Source organism: Sphingomonas sanguinis (genome assembly GCF_001476905.1).
GTDB classification, from domain to species: domain Bacteria; phylum Pseudomonadota; class Alphaproteobacteria; order Sphingomonadales; family Sphingomonadaceae; genus Sphingomonas; species Sphingomonas sanguinis_B.
In genome coordinates, this window is the sequence record NZ_LDTE01000104.1 from 1 (window position 1) to 12,681 (window position 12,681).

A 12,681-nucleotide genomic window follows, 5' to 3' on the forward strand; every position below is an offset into this window, starting at 1 on the left:
CCCCCTGTGTACCCGCCCCCATGTACCCGCCGCATTCAGTGGACGACGATCTCGTTGCCCGTTGGCATGAATTGTCTCGCCAGCGAGGGGATGGACGCATCGTTGCCGCACCTTTTCGATGACAGGATGCGGCCCCCGCGACGGACCAGAAGACCACTGCTGAAGGCCGGATCATGACGGCCGTCGGTGCCGAAGCCGGTACTGACCGTTCGATCGAACAGGATGTAGCTATATCCGTTGTTCGTTACCTGGATCTGGGTTTCGCCACCGCCGGAATAGCCTTGTTCCGCTAACGTCATCGACCGGGACACCAGTTCGATCTTTCCCGGCCTGCCATAGAGATAGACGGCCTGCTTGCCCGCTCCGCAGACCGAAACCTGTTTTGCGCCCAGGGTACAGGAAAAAATGCGCGTTTCCCCCGCCATGCACAGCGAGTGGCCTGCCGGTTTGGACGCAGGTCGGGCCGAAGCGGCGCCGGTGACCGGAAGAGTGCCGATAAGCATCGCCAGTATGCAGGTGCTGCCAATCGCAGTGACAACGCCTCTCATGCCGCTCGATATCCTGACTGTCATGGGTTGCTCCTTGATGGCCGCCGTGCACCGTCTTGCGCTGTCTGTCCTCGCACGGAAGGATATGTGCGAGAAACGGGATATGATGGCGACCTGCAAACCGAACCCGTTTTCGGGGTGGTCCGACCAGTCCGGCGCACGCGCATCGCGGACAATGTGACGCCGCCAGGCCGATCAAACGTTATGGACGACCGCGAGCTTGTTGCCGCTCGGGTCCCGCAGATACGCGGCATACCAGTTCGGACCATAATGGGCGCGCGGGCCCGGCGCGCCGTCATCGCGGCCGCCCAGTGTCAGGGCCGTCCGATAAAAGGCGTCGACCTTTTCCGGCGAATCGACCAGAAATCCGGTCATGGTGCCGTTCCCTGCCGTTGCAGGCTGGCCGTCGAAGGGGCGGCAGACCCACAGCACGAAACCTTCGCCGCGTCCGCCTTCCGAATAGCCGCGCCAGCCGGGAAAGTCGGCATGGCTGCTCCAACCGATGTCCTTCAGGACCGCGTCGTAGAAGGCGTACGCCTGTTCGATGTCGACCGCGCCGATCGTCGCATAGCAGCTCATGATCCCTCTCCTGTTTATGAGGCTTCAACATATCGCGAAAATAGGAACATAAAAAGAACAAAATTGTTTGGCGCGGGATCGCGGTCGATCCTGGTCGGTCGGGTCTGGCATCCCGCCGCCCGCGCCCCTAAGTCCCTAGCCATGCTGACTCCCGAACAGGCCCGCGACCGGGCCGCCGATATCGTTGTCCGTGCCCGTGCTGCCGGTGCCGACGCCGCCGATGCGGTCTTTGCCGCCGATGCCGCGCTGGAGGTATCGGTGCGGCTCGGCGCGCTAGAGGATGTCGGCCGGTCGGAAAGCGAGGAACTGGGCCTGCGCGTCTTTGTCGGGCGGCGTTCGGCCAGCGTCTCGACCTCGGACCTGTCGAGCGATGCGATGGCCCTCGCGGTCGAGCGCGCCGTCGCCATGGCGCGTGAGGCGCCCGAGGATCGCTGGGCGGGCCTGGCCCCCGAAGAGCGTCTCCTGCACGGTGCGCCGCCGATGCTCGACCTGGACGATGGCGGCGAGGTCGAGCCCGAAGCCTTGCGCGCCGCCGCTTTGGCGGCCGAGGAAGCAGCGCGTGCCGTGGCAGGCGTCACCAATTCCGAAGGCGGCGGTGCGTCCGCCTCGCGTGTCGTCTCGGCGCTGGCGACCAGTCATGGCTTTGCGGCGGGTTACGGCGCCACCGGATACGGCCTGTCGGTCAGCGTGGTGGCGGGCGAGGGCGCGAATATGCAGCGCGACTATGCCCATCACGGCGCACGCCTGCGCCGCCTGCTCGAAAGCCCCGAGGCGATTGGGACGCGGGCGGGCGAGCGGACCGTGGCGCGGCTAAATCCCGGCAAGCTGGCGAGCGGCGCGATGCCGGTCGTCTATGACCCGCGCGTGGGATCGTCGCTGATCGGCCATCTCGTCTCGGCGATCGCGGGGGCGGCGATCACGCGGCGGACCAGCTTCCTGCTCGACCGGATCGGTGAGCGGGTGATGGCGGAGGGCATCCGGGTCGAGGACGATCCCCATCGCCCGCATGGCCTGCGCTCGCGGCCCTTCGATGGCGAGGGGCTGGCGGTGTCGCCGACCGCCATCATCGAGGATGGCGTGCTGGAGACCTGGCTGCTCGACTCCGCGTCGGCGCGGCAGCTGGGTCTGGAGCCGACCGGCCATGCCGCGCGCGGGACGGCGGGGGCGCCGGGCGTGTCGACCAGCAACCTGTTCATGGCGGCGGGTCGCGTGCCGGTCGAAACGCTGATCGCCGATATCACTGATGGCGTCTATGTCACCGAGCTGATCGGCAGCGGGGTCAATCCCGTGACCGGCGACTATAGCCGGGGCGCGGCCGGGTTCCGCATCGTGAACGGACGGATCGCCGAGCCGGTTGCGGAGTTCACCGTGGCGGGTAACCTGAAGGACATGTTCCTCGCCATGACACCGGCCAACGACCTGGAATCCCGCTACGGTGTCAATGTGCCGACCCTGCGCATCGATGGAATGACGGTTGCCAGCAGCTGAGCTGATCCCGGCTGTCGTCGCGGCGGCGCGTGAGGCGGCGGCGATGGCGCTCGCCCGCTGGCGCACCGATTTCCGCCAATGGGAAAAGGTGCCCGGCAGCCCGGTGTGCGAGGTCGATCTGGATGTCGACCGGATGCTCTATGCCCGGCTGCACGCGTTGATTCCTGAGGCGGGCTGGCTGTCCGAGGAGACGGCGGACAAGCCCGACCGGCTGGCCGCGCGGCGTGTCTGGGTGGTCGATCCGATCGATGGCACGCGCGACTATATTCGCGGGCGCGAGGGCTGGGCGGTCTCCGTCGCCCTGGTCGAGGATGGGCGGCCGGTGATCGGCGTGCTGGCCGCGCCCGCACGCGGCGAGCTGTGGCTGGCGGAGGCGGGCGGCGGTGCGACCCGTAACGGCCGCACGCTGAGCGCGGGCTATTGCCACCAGATGCCCGGCGCGCGTGTGCCGGTCGACGCGCTGCCCAAGGCCGACCGCGATCTGGTGGCGGTGTTCAAGCCCAACTCGATCGCGCTGCGCATTGCGATGGTCGCCGCCGACGAGGCCGATCTGGTCGCCACGCTGCGCTGGGGCAATGAGTGGGACATCGCCGCCGCCGCGCTGATCGCGTCCGAGGCCGGGGCAGGGGTCGCCGACGCGCTGGGCCAGCCGCTGCTGTTCAACAAGCCCGATCCGCGCGCTTTCGGCGTGCTGGTGACCGCGCGCGGGCTTCAGGATTCGGCGCTCGAGCGGCTGACGCCCCGCGCCCGCGAAGTGATCGTGCCGGTTAACGGCTGAGCATCTGGTCGACCCATTGGGGCACCAGCTGCCCGGCGGGGCCCAGGCGGCTCTCATCGAACCAGCCGCTCCCCTCCGACCGATCGAGATTGAGTTCCAGCGTCGCCGCGCCGTAAGCGCTCGCCATCCGCACGAACCCGGCCGCCGGATAGACCGCGCCCGAGGTGCCGATCGACACGAACAGATCGGCCTGCGCCAAGGCTGCCTCGATCCGGTCCATGTGATAGGGGATCTCGCCGAAGAATACGATGTCGGGCCGCAGGCGCGGCGCGGCACAGGCGGGGCAGGGCGTACCCGGCGGCAGCGCGTCCGCCCATTCGAACCGCGCGCCACAGGCGGCGCACAAGGCCGACCGCAACGCACCGTGCATATGCAGCATCCGCACCGCCCCCGCCCGCTCGTGCAGGTCGTCGACATTCTGCGTGACGATCAGCAATTCCTCCGGCCATTCCCGATCCAGCCGCGCCAAAGCCTCATGCGCAGCATTGGGCAAGACACCAGACAGCGCCGTCCGCCGCAGGTCATAGAAGCGGTGAACCAGCTCGGGATCGGCGGCGAGCGCCTCGGGGGTGCATACATCCTCGACCCGATGCCCTTCCCACAGTCCGCCTGGGCCGCGAAACGTGGCGATACCGGATTCGGCGGAGATGCCCGCGCCGGTGAGGATGACGATGTTGCGGATGGCAGTCATGGCCTACCGATAGGGAAGCGGCGCAATGTCTGGAAGGGGTGGTTAGCTGCCGTTCGCCAGTCTCTCGGCATCTGCGGCATCGAGCATAGCCGTGATTTTAGGAGCGGCATCGATTAGGGCGTTCCACTCGATGCCGCGTTCGGCTATCTCGTTTGAAACATACAGCCGGCGCACGCCATCGGCTCGTGCAAAAACTTCTGCAACCAGCCTGTCGTCGCTCCACACCTCCAAGCTGGAAGTGCACCAATCGACGGGCTTGAACACGGAAAGTTGAAACATCGTTCACCTCTGCGCGCCACTTAGCAGCAACGACATGTGGCAGCTATTGGGCGGAACCTGCCCATCGGCCCCCGCGGCACATTCTCCGGCTATGTTGACACATCGGCACAAGTCGCGCACGCATCCGGTTCGGACACCGCTCCATATCCGGCACGCGCATCGCCGCCTCTGCCTGACGGGACATGATGATGGCGGACTTGCCTCTGGCCGATATTCGTTTCGGGCGCGCGGCACCGGGGATCGGGGTGCGTGACATCGGGGTCGCGCGGGACTTCTATACCCGTGTGCTGGGCTTTCGGTGCGTTTTCGAAAATGGCGATCCGGTGGGATTCCTGGTCCTGAAGAAGGACGGTGCCGAAATTCATCTGAGCCGCAAGGCCGATCACAGGCCCTCCACGGTCAACGTGATGCACCTGTTCGTCAGCGATGCCGCCGCGCTCTACGTCCATTGCGAGGCGCAGGGCGTTCGGATCATCAAGCGGCTGGCGGACAAGGACTATGGCCAGCGCGCCTTCGTGCTGGCCGATCCCGACGGCAACCGGATCGATATCGGCGAGCGACGAGAGGGGCGACCGGACTCTGCCGCCGGTCGTTGAACCCGACAGGCGGCGGCCGGTTTTCTCCGGCTACAACCTGTGTCAAGGAACGCCGCATGACGACCCCTTTCCTCATTTCCATCGGAGCCCCCGCATGACCGCCATCGGCATCTATGGCAGCGCCGGACGCATGGGCCGCGCGATCGCCGACCTGATCGAGGGGGAGGGGGCGACGCTGGCGGGTGGCTGCGACTCGCGTGACGATCCGGACGCGCTGGCCAAGTCCGCCGACGTGCTGGTCGACTTCTCGATCGCGGGGGCGCTCGACGTGCATCTGGCGGCGGCGCGGGCGGCGCGGACCCCCATCGTGATCGGCACCACCGGCCTTTCCCCGGCGCAGCACGCCGCGATCGACGCCGCCGCCGCCGACATCGCGGTGCTCCAGACCGGCAACACCTCGCTTGGCATCACCTTGCTCGCCAATCTGGTGCGCGAGGCGGCGGCGCGGCTGGGCAGCGACTGGGATATCGAGATCACCGAGATGCACCACCGGCACAAGGTCGACGCGCCCTCGGGCACCGCGCTGCTGCTGGGTGAGGCGGCGGCGGCGGGGCGGGGACATCCGCTGTCCGAGCTGCGCGTCGATGGCCGCGCCGGGCTGGTGGGCGCGCGCACCGAAGGGACGATCGGGCTGGCGGCCCTGCGCGGCGGCTCGGTGATCGGCGATCATGAGGTGATCTTCGCGGGCGAGGGCGAGCGGCTGACGCTCGGCCATTTCGCGCAGGACCGGACGATCTTCGCGCGCGGCGCGGTGCGCGCGGCGCAGTGGCTCGCGGGGCAGGCGCCGGGCCGCTATCGCATGGGCGACGTGCTGGGGCTGTAAGCGCCATGAAGAAGGCGGACGTCGTCGAATTCTACCACCGTCTGGCGGAGGCGAACCCGCATCCCGAGACCGAGCTGGAATATCGCAACCCCTATACGCTGGTCGTCGCGGTCGCCCTGTCGGCGCAGGCGACCGATATCGGCGTGAACAAGGCGACGCGCGCCCTGTTTGCCAAGGTCGATACGCCGCAGAAGATGCTCGATCTGGGCGAGGAAGGGCTCAAAGCCCACATCAAGACGATCGGCCTGTTCAACACCAAGGCCAAGAACGTCATCGCCCTGTCGCAGATGCTGGTCGACGACTATGGCGGCGAGGTGCCACAAGAGCGCGCCGATCTGGAGCGATTGCCCGGTGTCGGGCGCAAGACCGCCAATGTCGTGCTCAACACCGCCTTCGGCCACGAGACCTTCGCGGTCGACACACACATCTTCCGCGTCTGCAACCGCACCGGCCTGGCCAAGGGCAAGACGGTGCTGGCGGTCGAGTTGAAGCTGGACAAGGCGACACCGGCCCCGTTCCGGCTGCACGCGCATCACTGGCTGATCCTGCACGGTCGGTACATCTGCAAGGCGAGGCGCCCCGAATGCTGGCGCTGTCCGGTCGAGGATCTGTGCGCCTATCGCCCCAAGACGCCCGCGCCTGCGCTCAAGGCCGGAAAAGCCGCGCCTACATAAAAAGGGCTGGCGCGCCTGGGCCCGCAATGCTAGTCGGCCAGCCCACGCACCCGTAGCTCAGCTGGATAGAGCGCTGCCCTCCGAAGGCAGAGGCCACAGGTTCGAATCCTGTCGGGTGCGCCACTTTTCTCCCACGCATTCGTGGTTTTAGCAAGTTTGGGCCGGCTGGCCCGACAGTCTGATTCGGCTCACGGAAGCACCACGGAAGCAGACCCGTGCCTGCGGAAGCGTGGCGTGGCGAAGGGCTTACGGGTGCAATCAGGTAGAACGCTGCATCGCCCCATTTGAACGGCGGACTTGAGCCGGGTCGATAGACGCACCCGCTGAGCGACATCTAGCCAGCTCCATTCTGCCAGTCATTCAATCATTCCATTGAATGAATCTTCAATGCGTGTCAGACGGTGCCTCGTGGTTTTTTGCGAGGCTGAGCATGAACGATATTATCCATAGCCAAATTGAAGCTGAGCATAAGCCACCCAAATCTCCCCCTGTCCCGGCCAGCGTCTACCTTCTCGCGCTAAGCCTGTTCGCGATGGGCAGCGCCGAGTTCCTTATGGGCGGTGTCCTGCCGCAGATCGCCGACGACCTGCGGATTTCGCTTCCAACGGCCGGCACGCTCATCTCGGCCTTCGCCATCGGCGCACTGATCGGTGCTCCGCCACTGGCACTCATGACGCTGCATTGGTCGCGTCGGCGCACGCTCTTCACCAGCCAGGTCATCTTCGTCATTGCGACGATCTCCGGCATGATGATCGACGGCTATTGGCCCCTGCTCGTCACGCGGGTCGTCATGGGCCTCGCCTATGCCTGCTTCTGGGCGGTGGCGGCGGCAACCGCGGTCCAGCTCGTTTCGCCAGACCAGCGCGCGAAAGCGCTTTCCATCGTCGTCAGCGGCCTGACGATCGCCATGATCCTGGGCGGCCCCTCTGGTACGTTCATCAGCGAGCTGGCGGGATGGCGGACCAGCTTCTGGGCCGTTGCGATAGCCACTATGGCTGCGGCTATCGCGGTCTTCGCGACTGTTCCGGAAGCAAAGACGGAGGGTCAGTCCGCGCCGGATGCCAAATCCGAACTTCAGGCCATGAGGCGTCCGGCGCTATGGGCGGCGTATGCCACAACGGCCCTGACCACCGCAGCCTATATGGGGACGTTCGGTTATCTCGGGGCGTTGCTGCTCGACATCTCGCGCCTACCTGTCGAATGGCTCCCGCCTGTGCTGGCTTTGTTCGGTATCGGAGCCTTCATCGGTCTGACGATTGGCGGACGGACGGCCGATCATCATCCGTTCGCGACGCTGTCTGCCGGCATCTTCGGGCTGGTGGCCGTTTCGATCGCGATCGTCTTTCTCGCGTCGAAGCTCAGCGCCGTCATCGTCCTTGTGTTCCTGCTCGGCGTCGTTGGGTTTTTGCTCAACCCAGCCGTCTGGGCTCGGGTCTACATGATCGCGCCGGACGCACCGACGCTCGTCGGCGCGACAAACTCCTCAGCTTTCCAGCTCGGGCTGACGCTGGCCCCGCTTCTTGCCGGTCTGGCAATCAGCGGAGGATACGGCCTGCCATCGATCGGGTGGGTCGGTGCCGCTATCGCGGCGGCGGCTTTGGCAACCGCGCTGCTCGACAGGCGCCTGAGCCGCTCCTGAGAAGACGGCGGTGACAGTCGAGGCTCAGGCCTCGACTGTCAGGCCCGCTGCTTTCCATTCCGGGAAGCCCGCATTGAGACGGCGAACCCGAAAGCCCTTGGCGATCAGCAGTTCCGCTGCCGTCGTCGAGAGCACGCAATACGGACCGCGGCAATAGGCAACGATTTCCTGATCGACCGGCAACTCTGCCAGACGCCGGTCCAACTCCTCGGTCGGAATGTTGAGCGCGCCGGGAAGGTGGCCAAGAGCGTATTCTTCGCCGGAGCGCACGTCGAGCAGTGTCATCCCGCCCGAAACCAGTCGTTCGAGGAGTTCCTCCTGCGAAATCGATTCGAGGCGCCCACTTGCGTTCATCGGGTCCGAGACGAGTTCTCGTATCTCGCTTCTCGTATGTTCGGCGTATTCCCGCAACGACCTGAGCACCGCTTCGACCGGCCCGGCGCCGAGCCGATAAAGAACTCTTTTTCCGTCCCGGCGGGTCTCGACGAACCCGCCACGTCGCAGGTGCTGAAGGTGCTGCGACGTATTGGCGACAGTAAGCCCGGTCAGTTCGGCAAGTCGCTCAACCGGCCTCTCGCCCTGCGCGATATGTTCAAGCAGCATCAGGCGATGGGCATGCCCGAGCGTCCGGGCGATCTCAGCCAGTTCGGTAAACAGCACGGCGGACACGTCTGACTTTGCCATTGACATGCGCCTATCATCACGCGATCGTTCAAGCAAATCATTGATTGATTGTGCGAGGCTGCGATGTTTGGCGACGTGGCGATTGGAGTAGTGGGAGCTTTGCTGGTCGGAAGCGGCGCGACTGCCGTCATGGACGCGTGGGCATTCCTACAGAAGAAATGGTTCAGTGTGCCGTCGCTGGATTATCGCTTGGTCGGGCGATGGCTTGGGCACATTCCGCAGGGGCGCTTCGTTCATGATGGTATCGGCAAGGCGGAGCCAGTCGCCTACGAAACCTCGTTGGGCTGGGCCGCACACTACGTCATCGGAATGGCATTCTGCGCAGTCCTGATTTCGATCTGGGGGACGGATTGGCTGTGCCATCCGACGCTCCCGCCCGCGCTGATCGTCGGAATCGGCAGCATCGTCGCACCGTTCTTCATCCTGCAACCGGCATTGGGTGCGGGGTTCGCCGCCGGGCGTACACCCAAACCCTGGCTATCGCGGTTCCGCAGTCTGGTCGCTCACACGTCGTTCGCGGTCGGCCTGTACCTGTCCGCCCTCGTCTTCTCATTGCTGATCGCGACGCTGAGGACTTGAGATCTGCACTGTGGTGGACTGGCCGCTCAAAGTCGGGCTTCATCACCTCCGCTATTTCATTGCCGCAGCCGAGCACGGCAGCTTCCGCAAAGCCGGTGTCGCGCTGGCCGTCGAAGAATCGTCGATCAGTCGCCGCATCCGGGATCTGGAAGACTGTCTCGGCGCGTCGCTATTCCAGCGGCACAATGGCGGGGTAACGCTGACCGTAGCGGGGAGGCAATTCCTTCAGGAAGCCCGCACTGCCATGAGGCATCTCGGTCATGGCGCTAGAGACGTGGGTTCGATCGGCAGGAGCGAGAGCGGCTACATCCGCGTCGGCATATTCTCGTCGCTCGCTTCCGGCTTCTTGCGCGACCTTTTCCAGGCTTACCATGCCGGTCGAGCGGGAGTGCAGATCGACTTCAGCGACGGCCATCCAGCCGAGCACATCGCGGCGGTGCGGTTGCACCAGCTCGATGTCGCGTTCGTCACAGGGACCGCGCAGCACGGGGACTGCGAAACCGTTCATTTGTGGTCGGAGCAGGTGTTCGCCGTACTTCCGACTGCCCATTCTCTCGCCGAGCGGCAGTTCCTCGTCTGGCAGGATCTGATCGGTGAGACGTTCATCGTCAGCGAACAGGCTCCAGGGCGCGAGATCCATGACTTCCTGATCAGGCATCTCTCCGGCCTCGGCCGCTATCCTGAAGTGTCACGGCAGAATGTCGGCAGTGACAACTTGCTGTCGCTCGTGGCTATCGGGCGCGGTCTGACGCTCACGAGCGAAGCGACGACCTCCGCTCGTTTGCTAGGCGTGGTCTACCGTCCGATCGCGGGTGAGATGCTGCCGTTCAGTGCCGTATGGTCGCCGAACAACGATAATCCCGCTCTCCGCCGATTGCTCAGCATGGCGCTTGAGCGACGCAGGTGCGAGCTACATGCGTCTGCCTAACCTTGCTGTGATCGGCGTGCTTTCGCGAACGCGCGATCGGTCGCCATGAAGCGCTCCAGCATCGGCGCGATCAGGCGCGTGGGGTCGGCGGCAGGTTGCCCGCTCTCGCGAGCGAGCACCTCGGCATAAGCGGCTAGGTCGCGGTGGAGGCCGGCGGGCAGTTCCAGCGTGATCTTCACAGGCTTGTCGTCGGCGATCGGGCCGAGCTTCAGCTTGGTCATGGGACGGCTCCGTAGGGTTCGAGGATCAAATCGCGCCCGACGATCACGCGGACCGGGAAGCCGGGGCGGATGGTTAGTGTCGGTGCGATGTCGAGCTGGCGGCCGACAACCTGCCGGCCGGTCTGGCTGATGCCGTCCGACGCACCCTGGCGCAGCGCGCGGGCGAGGTCGCCCTGTTCGCCCGAGGTGCCAGCCTGCGCACCGACCGACAGCAGCGTGGAGAGGCCGGCGGCCTTGGCGAGATCCCACCAATGATGGTCGACGCCGTCCTCCAGCCCGGCATAGCCTTGCGCGTCGGCACCGGACTGGCGCTCCAGCACGATCGACCGGCCGTTGGGGAAGATCAGCCGCGTCCAGGCGAGCAGCACCCGCCGCTGGCCGAAGCCGACGCCGCTATCGTACTGCCCGATCAGACGCGTGCCCTGCGGGATCAGCAACAGGCGTCCGGTCGGGCTGTCGTAGACGTTCTCCGTCACCTGCGCGATGATCTGCCCAGGCAGGTCCGAGCGGATGCCGGTGACGAGCGCGGCGGGAATCACCGCACCGGCCTGCACCACGTAAGGCGATGGCGGTGCCGTCACGCGGTCGGGCGCGACGGTGCGCCGATCGGCGGGCTGGTTGAGAAAGGCGCGCTGCCAGTCCTGGGCTGTGGGCGTGGCCGTCTGGCCGGGCGCTCCCAGGTCGGCGAGGTTCGGCATCCCGTCACCGGGCACGTCGCTCGCCGCTGCGGTCCGCTCGCCCGACTGGAAGAACACCCGGCTGGTGCGCGCCGCCGCCAGCTCCTGCCGACGCCGTTCCAGTTCCTGGCGGCGGCGCTCGACCTCGGGATCGGGTGCGGCGGGCGAAGCCGGCGCGTCGATCCCCGGCACGGGCACCGGTTGGCCACGGTTCTGCGCGTCGAGGATCGGGCGGCCGAGATCGCCCGGGAGCGGCGGACCGAGGACCGGACCGGTATAATCCTTCGGCAGCGCATCGAGGCCGTCCGGGGTCGAGCGGCCATCGGTCGCGTAGACCTCTTCGTCCGGTTTGCCGCCCTGCTGGACCTGGAGCGCATAGATCAGCGCGCCGCCGAGACCGACGCCCGCGACACTGCCGAGCACCGCCAGCGCCTTGCGCGACAGGCGGGTGACGCGCGGCGGCTCGGGGCGGAGCCGCATCGGCGCGACCGGCTCGCCGGTCAGCGGCCGGGCATCGTCGTCGGCGTCCGGCATGACCGGTTCCTGCTGGGTGGAAGCGATGCCGCTCATGACGATGGCCTTCCATCGGTGCGCAGGATGCGGACGGTCTGCTGGCGGTCGGCCTTGCCGAGCCGCAGCTCAGCGGCGCCGAACAGCCGGTCGACGATCAGGACGTTGCCGTGGACGCGGCTGTTGACGATCTCCGGCTCGCCGTCTGCGCCGACGACGAACAGCGGCGGCATCTCGCCCTGGACGATCCCGCGCGGGAACTCGACGTAGACGCGCCGGCCATCATCGTAGATGGCAACCGGCCGCCACGGCGGCGCGTCGCCGGAAAGCGCATAGCGGTAGGTGCGCTCGGCGGCGGCCGGGACGACCGGCGTCGCCGGGACCACCGGCTGCGGCGACGGCGGTGGCGCCGGATAGCTCCAGGCCACCGAAGGCATGTAGGGTCGCTCGCCCGCGTGCAGCTCGATCATGTAGAGCCGGCGGTCGGTGGTGATGACGAGGTTGGTGGACAGGTCCGCCCGCGTCGGCTTGACGAGGACGTGGACGCGGCGGGTGTCGCCCGATCCGCTCTCGGTGTCGCCGATGATCCATCGCGCGGTGTCGCCGGCGGCGATCGGTCCGGCGCCGGTCAGGCTCTCGCCGGGTTCGAGCGCGATGTCGGTGATCTGCCCGACCGCGGCATAGACCTGATAAAGCGCGCCCTCCGACCAGGGATAGACCTGGATGGCGTTGTAATAGCCTTCGCGGCGCGGCTGGATGCGCGCGGCGGCGTTGGCGTTCTCGACGCGGGCGGTCGAGGTGCCGGCAGGCTGGCCGCCCCGCGCCGGGGTCCACGGCGGCGGGACGTGCAAAGGCCGGGGCCGCGACGGCGCGGCGACCACCGGCACGGGCGGCAGCGGCGGCACCTCGGTATCGTAGGCGATCTCCGGCGGCTTCTGCGTCGTGGCGCAGCCGGCGAGCATGGTCGCGGCGAGCAGTGCCGCCGGA

16 protein-coding genes and 1 tRNA gene are annotated in these 12,681 nt (G+C 66.7%); 9 read left to right on the plus strand and 8 right to left on the minus strand.

What is annotated here, in order from left to right:
* Positions 1–35 precede the first annotated feature (35 nt).
* Together SB4_RS14895 and SB4_RS14905 are read right to left on the minus strand one after the other, a co-directional pair.
* The gene (locus tag SB4_RS14895) at positions 36–572 is read right to left on the minus strand and encodes a hypothetical protein (RefSeq protein WP_153006252.1); all 537 of its coding nucleotides are present in this window, start codon (positions 570–572) and stop codon (positions 36–38) included.
* A gap of 171 nt (positions 573–743) precedes the next feature.
* The gene (locus tag SB4_RS14905; protein ID WP_058753195.1) at positions 744–1,127 is read right to left on the minus strand and encodes a VOC family protein; all 384 of its coding nucleotides are present in this window, start codon (positions 1,125–1,127) and stop codon (positions 744–746) included.
* 141 nt (positions 1,128–1,268) lie between these two features.
* Between SB4_RS14905 and SB4_RS14910 the strand changes: the two genes are divergently transcribed.
* Positions 1,269–2,615 carry a TldD/PmbA family protein gene (locus SB4_RS14910; protein WP_058753196.1) on the plus strand — a complete coding sequence of 449 codons (1,347 nt, stop codon included), beginning with the start codon at positions 1,269–1,271 and terminating at the stop codon, positions 2,613–2,615.
* On the plus strand, positions 2,602–3,393 hold the full coding sequence (locus SB4_RS14915) for a 3'(2'),5'-bisphosphate nucleotidase CysQ (protein WP_058753197.1): 792 nt from the start codon (positions 2,602–2,604) through the stop codon (positions 3,391–3,393). Before SB4_RS14910 ends, SB4_RS14915 begins: the two co-directional genes overlap by 14 nt.
* On the opposite strand, the gene SB4_RS14920 is transcribed toward SB4_RS14915, so the two are convergent.
* Both SB4_RS14920 and SB4_RS14925 read right to left on the minus strand, forming a co-directional pair.
* Complete coding sequence (locus SB4_RS14920; protein ID WP_058753198.1) at positions 3,383–4,084, minus strand: NAD-dependent deacylase; 702 nt, start codon at positions 4,082–4,084, stop codon at positions 3,383–3,385. The two genes, SB4_RS14915 and SB4_RS14920, sit on opposite strands and share 11 nt — an antisense overlap.
* Before the next feature lie 42 nt (positions 4,085–4,126).
* Positions 4,127–4,363, minus strand: a complete 237-nt coding sequence (locus SB4_RS14925; protein WP_058753199.1) for a hypothetical protein — start codon at positions 4,361–4,363, stop codon at positions 4,127–4,129.
* Positions 4,364–4,545: 182 nt separating this feature from the next.
* On the opposite strand from SB4_RS14925, the gene SB4_RS14930 reads away from it, so the two are divergent.
* The 5 genes from SB4_RS14930 (at position 4,546) to SB4_RS14950 (ending at position 8,095) form a co-directional block, all read left to right on the plus strand.
* Positions 4,546–4,959, plus strand: a complete 414-nt coding sequence (locus SB4_RS14930; protein ID WP_241488640.1) for a glyoxalase superfamily protein — start codon at positions 4,546–4,548, stop codon at positions 4,957–4,959.
* A gap of 94 nt (positions 4,960–5,053) precedes the next feature.
* Positions 5,054–5,782, plus strand: coding sequence for a 4-hydroxy-tetrahydrodipicolinate reductase (dapB, locus tag SB4_RS14935; RefSeq protein WP_058753200.1), 729 nt, complete (start codon positions 5,054–5,056; stop codon positions 5,780–5,782).
* Between the two features lie 5 nt (positions 5,783–5,787).
* On the plus strand, positions 5,788–6,456 hold the full coding sequence (gene nth / locus SB4_RS14940; RefSeq protein WP_058753201.1) for an endonuclease III: 669 nt from the start codon (positions 5,788–5,790) through the stop codon (positions 6,454–6,456).
* A 46-nt stretch (positions 6,457–6,502) separates the two neighbouring features.
* Positions 6,503–6,579, plus strand: a tRNA-Arg gene (locus SB4_RS14945).
* A gap of 307 nt (positions 6,580–6,886) precedes the next feature.
* Positions 6,887–8,095 (plus strand): Cmx/CmrA family chloramphenicol efflux MFS transporter, encoded by a 1,209-nt coding sequence (locus SB4_RS14950; RefSeq protein WP_058753202.1) that lies wholly within the window; start codon positions 6,887–6,889, stop codon positions 8,093–8,095.
* A 24-nt stretch (positions 8,096–8,119) separates the two neighbouring features.
* On the opposite strand, the gene SB4_RS14955 is transcribed toward SB4_RS14950, so the two are convergent.
* Positions 8,120–8,779: an ArsR/SmtB family transcription factor gene (locus tag SB4_RS14955; RefSeq protein WP_058753227.1), complete on the minus strand. Its 660-nt coding sequence runs from the start codon at positions 8,777–8,779 to the stop codon at positions 8,120–8,122.
* Between the two features lie 63 nt (positions 8,780–8,842).
* On the opposite strand from SB4_RS14955, the gene SB4_RS14960 reads away from it, so the two are divergent.
* Together SB4_RS14960 and SB4_RS14965 are read left to right on the plus strand one after the other, a co-directional pair.
* Entirely contained in the window at positions 8,843–9,358 is a 516-nt protein-coding gene (locus tag SB4_RS14960; protein WP_058753203.1) for a DUF2938 domain-containing protein, read from the plus strand.
* Positions 9,359–9,371: 13 nt separating this feature from the next.
* Positions 9,372–10,286, plus strand: a complete 915-nt coding sequence (locus SB4_RS14965) for a LysR family transcriptional regulator (protein ID WP_058753204.1) — start codon at positions 9,372–9,374, stop codon at positions 10,284–10,286.
* On the opposite strand, the gene SB4_RS14970 is transcribed toward SB4_RS14965, so the two are convergent.
* From SB4_RS14970 to trbG, 3 genes are all read right to left on the minus strand, one after another.
* Positions 10,283–10,507 carry a DUF2274 domain-containing protein gene (locus SB4_RS14970; protein WP_058753205.1) on the minus strand — a complete coding sequence of 75 codons (225 nt, stop codon included), beginning with the start codon at positions 10,505–10,507 and terminating at the stop codon, positions 10,283–10,285. The two genes, SB4_RS14965 and SB4_RS14970, sit on opposite strands and share 4 nt — an antisense overlap.
* Complete coding sequence (locus SB4_RS14975; RefSeq protein WP_206598013.1) at positions 10,504–11,664, minus strand: TraB/TrbI/VirB10 family type IV secretion system protein; 1,161 nt, start codon at positions 11,662–11,664, stop codon at positions 10,504–10,506. Before SB4_RS14975 ends, SB4_RS14970 begins: the two co-directional genes overlap by 4 nt.
* 86 nt (positions 11,665–11,750) lie before the next feature.
* Complete coding sequence (gene trbG, locus SB4_RS14980) at positions 11,751–12,656, minus strand: P-type conjugative transfer protein TrbG (RefSeq protein WP_206598014.1); 906 nt, start codon at positions 12,654–12,656, stop codon at positions 11,751–11,753.
* Positions 12,657–12,681: the final 25 nt, after the last annotated feature.

Coding starts and splice junctions, on each gene's coding strand:
- SB4_RS14960 (WP_058753203.1), top strand. CDS start 8,843: ATGTTTGGCGACGTGGCGATTGGAGTAGTGGGAGCTTTGCTGGTCGGA.
- SB4_RS14930 (WP_241488640.1), top strand. CDS start 4,546: ATGATGATGGCGGACTTGCCTCTGGCCGATATTCGTTTCGGGCGCGCG.
- SB4_RS14975 (WP_206598013.1), bottom strand. CDS start 11,664: ATGCGGCTCCGCCCCGAGCCGCCGCGCGTCACCCGCCTGTCGCGCAAG.
- SB4_RS14950 (WP_058753202.1), top strand. CDS start 6,887: ATGAACGATATTATCCATAGCCAAATTGAAGCTGAGCATAAGCCACCC.
- SB4_RS14920 (WP_058753198.1), bottom strand. CDS start 4,084: ATGACTGCCATCCGCAACATCGTCATCCTCACCGGCGCGGGCATCTCC.
- SB4_RS14970 (WP_058753205.1), bottom strand. CDS start 10,507: ATGACCAAGCTGAAGCTCGGCCCGATCGCCGACGACAAGCCTGTGAAG.
- SB4_RS14955 (WP_058753227.1), bottom strand. CDS start 8,779: ATGGCAAAGTCAGACGTGTCCGCCGTGCTGTTTACCGAACTGGCTGAG.
- nth (WP_058753201.1), top strand. CDS start 5,788: ATGAAGAAGGCGGACGTCGTCGAATTCTACCACCGTCTGGCGGAGGCG.
- SB4_RS14905 (WP_058753195.1), bottom strand. CDS start 1,127: ATGAGCTGCTATGCGACGATCGGCGCGGTCGACATCGAACAGGCGTAC.
- SB4_RS14895 (WP_153006252.1), bottom strand. CDS start 572: ATGACAGTCAGGATATCGAGCGGCATGAGAGGCGTTGTCACTGCGATT.
- SB4_RS14925 (WP_058753199.1), bottom strand. CDS start 4,363: ATGTTTCAACTTTCCGTGTTCAAGCCCGTCGATTGGTGCACTTCCAGC.
- SB4_RS14910 (WP_058753196.1), top strand. CDS start 1,269: ATGCTGACTCCCGAACAGGCCCGCGACCGGGCCGCCGATATCGTTGTC.
- dapB (WP_058753200.1), top strand. CDS start 5,054: ATGACCGCCATCGGCATCTATGGCAGCGCCGGACGCATGGGCCGCGCG.
- trbG (WP_206598014.1), bottom strand. CDS start 12,656: ATGCTCGCCGGCTGCGCCACGACGCAGAAGCCGCCGGAGATCGCCTAC.